Below are 4,417 nucleotides of genomic sequence, written 5' to 3'. Positions count from 1 at the left end.
CCCAGTTTTATTTCGATCGGCTCCCGAAATTGACGACTCGATCGGAACACATCAAACAACTACGTCAAACCATCCTCAATCTCGCTGTCTGTGGTAAGCTCGTCCCTCAAGATCCTAATGATGAGCCTGCTAGTGAATTGTTGAAGCGGATTCAGATGGAGAAAAAAGAATTGATTGCACATGGGCGAATTCGGAAAGAAAAGCCTCTATTGCCATTAACAACTAGCAATATTCCATTTGTGATCCCTCCGTCTTGGGAGTGGGTAAAAATAGGCATTGCATCTTTATTCACAGAATACGGAACATCACAGCAATCAGCACATTCTGAATTTGGCGTGCCCGTTCTAAAAATGGGAGATATTCAAGACGGAAAAGTTGTACTTGGTGGGCAGAAAAAAGTTTCTGAAAATATTGACGATCTTCCAGGTCTTTATTTGAAAAACCTCGATCTTCTTTATAACCGTACTAATAGTGCCGAACTTGTTGGGAAAACTGGTATTTATCTTGGTAATAATGATAAATATACATTCGCTTCTTATCTAATTCGTATTCATTATTCGAGTATCTCTAGCAGTCCTTTCTACTTCAATCTGACAATGAATGCTCCATTTTTTCGTGCAACCCAAATTACGCCCCATCTAAAACAGCAATGTGGTCAAGCAAACGTGAATGGAACAATTTTGAAAAACATGGCTATTCCTCTCCCACCTCTCGCTGAACAACATCGAATTGTGGCAAAAGTAGATGAATTGATGGGATTGTGCGATCGATTAGAAGCTCAGATCGACATTACGGAAACCGATAGCCATCGCTTGCTGGAGTCATTGCTGCACGAGGCTTTATAGTAAATTAATCGAGATAGATTGCGATCGGATGACATCAAATCTAGCAATGTTTTCACCTAATAAACTACCCTGTCGATCGATGACTTTTACCAGCAATTGATAGTTACCAGCAGCTAAGTCTGGAAATGTGATTTTATCGATCTGTTTGCCACTATCTGGCGTAATAGCGATCGAGATTGAGTCTTGTTTTACAATCTCATTCACTCGTTTTAATGTATATGTGAGTTTAGAATTAGGCATCGATTTCCATAGATCGTTAATCAGCCATAGTTCTACAGGGATTGACTCGCCAACTTTCCACTGTTGTTTCGTTAAAACGATACACGGTAAAATAGGTTGATAAGCACGTTTTAACATCTCATATCCTGGTTTAGTCTGTCGCCAATAGTCTACAACGCCCCAATTAATCGACGGCCAATCTTCGACAAACATAAACTGAAAAATTGCGCTCACGGGCTGATATCGTTGTCTCCGATAAGATTCGGCTGCAAATTGAGTGAGTTGGGCTTGATATTGTTGGGTATTGTGGATAAATTCTTCGATATTTTTGCCCATTGGCACTTTCGCTAGATTGAATGTCTCATGGGGTTGAAAGTTATGATATTTCCACTTGGCTAATTTGGCTGGAGTATCGGGAAATAGCTCGGCTGCTGTAAATATTCGCTCTAAAGAACTCCGATTTGGTAATGCCTGTGCGCCAAATTCGGTAATTAGGGGTTCTTTAGTCGGTTTGCCATAGTCTTGCCATTTTCCCGAATACCAGCCGTACCAGGGGTGTTCGTTAACGGTTGAGGCAAGATGTAGATGGCGGGTGGAGTCGCGGGAGCGGAGACTATTGTAAATTGTTTCGTCGAGAGCGCGATTTTGCTGGGGATTGTAATCGGGATATTTATCTTTCATCCAAGTGGCATCCCACGGCGGTTCATTGTGAATGCTCCAGGTGAAAATTGAGGGATGGTTATACAACATTGTTACCATATCATTCGCTTGTCGCGTGGCTTCAGTAACAAATTCGGCAGCATCGCTATAACCCCATTGCAAGGGGAAATCTTGCCAGACTAATAACCCCATCTCGTCACACAAACGGTAAAATTCTTCGGCTTCAATATGCGCGTGAACGCGGATGCTATTGATATTTGCTTGCTGCATTAATTTGAGATCGATCGAGTATTTCTCCCGTGTCATCTCACTCAACCATTGAGAAGCAATATAGTTAGTACCGCGCAAGAACATCCGCCTTCCATTTAATTCCCAAGCTTGAGATTGGGAATTGCGACGGATCGTGCGGAAGCCAAATGTGGTAATCGATCGATCTAATAATTTATGATTGCTCAGAATCTCAGTTTTTACTCTATATAAATCTGGTTTGCCATGCTCCCACGTCCACCACAAATGCGGATCGGTTTTGGGGATATTAATAGCGATCTGATTAGTACCTGGTTTTAAGATCTTTGTCTGAAATATGGGTGAATCTGGCGACTCTTGAAAGTTAGCGGCTTGAAGTTGTAAGGCTAATTTTACCGTCTGTGGTTTGGGGCTAGGATTGATAATTGTTAGATCGACATGAGCAATTGCATTTTGCAGCCGAGTATCTAATTCTGGGGTGACTTGTTGGTGCGTAATTGCGACTCGATCGGATATTTGGAGCGATACAGGTGCCCAAATTCCGCCTGTATTCTGTTCTTGTCCGCGTACAGACCACGCACCACCTGGGCGGGTATCGTGATGGTTTAAAACACCTTTAATAATTCGTTTATGCAAAGACCAAACTTTTTCAGGTTCTTCAACTGGACTGTTTACTTTAACTACTAAAACATTATCACTGTTATATTTTAGATCGTCAGACACAACAAACCTAAACGGTTGAAAATAGCCCTCATGAAATCCTAGATAATGACCATTGAGCCAAACATCGCCAGTATAGTCAATACCGTCAAATACAATCTGAATAACTTTGCCTTTTAAGGATCGATCGATCTGAAAATGTCGGCGATACCAAACGACTCCAGATAGATCTTGCCCTTGGAGAAACCAATTACCAGGAACCTGGATCGATCGCCAATTGCGATCGTTATATGTATGCTGATAAGCATTATCTGGTTGCAGATGACCGGATGCAAATTTCCATTCGCCGCCTAATGAAATTGATGTGGGAATAGTTGAATTAAGTTTGGTTTCTAATTTGGCTGGATTGGCAATGGTAGGGGTAGAATGAATTGCGATCGTCAAACTTATCCCGATGATGAATAGTAACGCCCAGATCGATCGAACGAATGGAAATTGTTGGAGTAGAGAAGATAAGTTATATTTCCAGTTAAAATTCACGATCGATCTAATTATAAGAAGTGCAAAATATTTAGGTAGGTTGGGTTTCCTTCGTCAACCCAACGTCCACGCAATCGATTGGTGAGTGTATTGGGTTGTTTCGTTCCGAAAGGCTACGCCAACGAGGCTCAACCCAACCTACAGTTCTACCCCTCCTTCGGTTGCCACACAGCGGCGCGGATAATTACGGATAACAGCAATATATTATAGATTGACCATGCAGCATTGACTACATATAATGGCACCTCAGTTAAAGTACCCATCGCAAACCTAACTAGAGCATAAAGTATTCCCAGAACCGTCAAGCCGCAAACAATTAGTTGGGGCATAACTAGATTTAGATAAATTCCTGATTGGCGTTCCTTGGGTGTAACTTTAAATTTAATCGATCGCTTGGTAAAGACACTCAATACTGCTTGAATAAAGAGGGGGAATAACGCGATCGCATATTGTTCGGCTCTCCACACTTCTCCGGCAGTAATCCCCCATGTCACCAGCAAAAAAGTCAGACGATTGATAATAAATGCTGGTGCAAAATGGATGATAAAATCCGATCCATAGGTGTGAATCGGCGTAATGCCAGTAAAGAAGAAGATAATCGGACAAGCAATCAAAACGACAGTGGCAAAGCCTGAAAAGTAACTATACATCGTCTGAAAATACTGGAGCCGTTGCCAGAAACTCAGTCCTGGTCTAGTCCACGGATTCTCTTGAATTAATACCTGAATCGTTCCTTGTGCCCAGCGCAGCCGCTGTTGGAGAGTGGAAGCGAGATCGTCGGGGGCTAAACCTTCGGCGAGAAGTTCGTGATGGTAGACAGATTTCCATCCGGCTCCGTGCAACCGCATGGCGGTATTCATATCTTCGGTGATGCTACTACTAGACATCCCACCGATAAGGGTAAAATCCTTGAGTAAATCTTTGTTTTTAGAAACTGCCTGGGTGAAATATTTCAGTCCGACATTGATTAGAGCTTCGCGGCGGAGGATGGCATTTGTACCTGTATAAAAGGCTGAATTTAAACCATCTTTCCCCTGTTGAATCGGCCCATAAAAGAGATGAGCGCGATGTCCGTAAGGATCGCCAGGAGGGATATTATAAAAATCTTGAGGTGTTTGAACTAGGGCAATCCGATTACGATCGTAATTACCAGTCGAGAGATTGTAACTATAGAAGTAGGGTAAAACTCGCTGGAGAAACTGTGGTTTGGGAATATGATCGGCATCGAGGGTGAGAATAAATTGTCC

General features: G+C 42.4%; 3 protein-coding genes. 1 reads left to right on the top strand and 2 read right to left on the bottom strand.

Annotated features, from left to right (window positions below; genetic code table 11):
* On the top strand, positions 1–845 hold an 845-nt coding region (locus tag RMO79_RS00400), incomplete at its 5' end, for a restriction endonuclease subunit S (RefSeq protein WP_310481062.1).
* On the opposite strand, the gene RMO79_RS00395 is transcribed toward RMO79_RS00400, so the two are convergent.
* Both RMO79_RS00395 and RMO79_RS00390 read right to left on the bottom strand, forming a co-directional pair.
* Complete coding sequence (locus RMO79_RS00395) at positions 840–3,170, bottom strand: glycoside hydrolase family 2 TIM barrel-domain containing protein (protein ID WP_310481061.1); 2,331 nt, start codon at positions 3,168–3,170, stop codon at positions 840–842. The two genes, RMO79_RS00400 and RMO79_RS00395, sit on opposite strands and share 6 nt — an antisense overlap.
* A 146-nt stretch (positions 3,171–3,316) precedes the next feature.
* Positions 3,317–4,417, bottom strand: a 1,101-nt coding sequence (locus tag RMO79_RS00390; RefSeq protein ID WP_310481060.1) for a glycosyltransferase family 2 protein, incomplete at its 5' end; no start/stop codon positions are given.

Origin of the sequence: Chamaesiphon sp. VAR_48_metabat_403 (genome assembly GCF_031422475.1) — a bacterium.
Lineage (GTDB): Bacteria > Cyanobacteriota > Cyanobacteriia > Cyanobacteriales > Chamaesiphonaceae > Chamaesiphon.
This window is presented reverse-complemented; position numbering and strand designations above follow the sequence as displayed.